This is a genomic window from Rhizobacter sp. P2_H2, assembly GCF_056403375.1.
In genome coordinates this window covers 1-847 of record NZ_JBFUFP010001602.1, presented here as the reverse complement: position 1 = coordinate 847, position 847 = coordinate 1, and the positions used below count along the sequence as shown (strand labels likewise).

Genomic DNA, 847 nt, shown 5'->3' with positions numbered 1-847 from the left:
GCTGACCTCGGTCTCCTTCTTCTCGACCATCAGCCGCGAGCTGAGGCTCTGGTAGACCTTCTTCAGGTCGGTGGCGGTGCCGGCGTAGAAGTACTCGCCGCGCGTCAGGTTGGCGATGTTCTTCAGCGTCTCCTCGTCCAGGCGCACGCGCATCGACCAGCCCTCGAAGCCGATCGTCTCGCCTTCCTTGGTGCCGATGCCCACCGAATACACCTTCACGCCGCGGTCGGCCGMCATCTTCGCGGCGTCCAGCGGGTCGGGCCCGGTGGTGCGCTGGCCATCGGTCAGCAGGATCACCGCGGCCGAGGCGTACGAGCCCGGCGCGACCGGCACGAAATCCTGCTTCGGCTTGTCGTTCGGCCCGAGCGGCATGTTGCGCTGGCCGGTGATCTGCGACAGGTCGATGCCGGCCTCCGGAAAGATCGTCGCGAGCGACAGCACGATGCCGCTGCCGATCGCGGTGCCGCGCTGCAGCTGGAAGCGGTCGATCGCGGCCACCACGTCGTCGCGGCTCTGCGTCGGCGGCTGCACCACCGCGGCAGTGCCGGCGAACGACACCACGCCCACGCGCACGCTGCGCGGCAGGTCGATCAGGAAGGACTTGGCGGCCTCCTGCGCGGCCGTCAGGCGATCCGGCTGCACGTCGGTGGCGCGCATGCTGCCGGAGACATCCATCGCGAGGATGATGGTCTCCTGCTGCAGCGGCAGCGTCACCACCGCCATCGGCCGCGCGGTCGCGATCAGCAAGGCACCGAGCGCCACGAGCAGCAGGGCCGGCGGCACATGGCGGCGCCAGCCGGGGCCGCCGCCCTGGGCCTGCTTGACGATGGCCAGGCTCGCGAAGCGC

At 70.4% G+C, this 847-nt stretch carries 1 protein-coding gene; it reads right to left on the bottom strand.

Annotation, left to right across the window (positions count from 1 at the left end; genetic code table 11):
- Nucleotides 1-847 (bottom strand): VWA domain-containing protein (locus AC1D15_RS35025; RefSeq protein WP_477829703.1); only part of this gene is annotated, 847 nt, incomplete at both ends.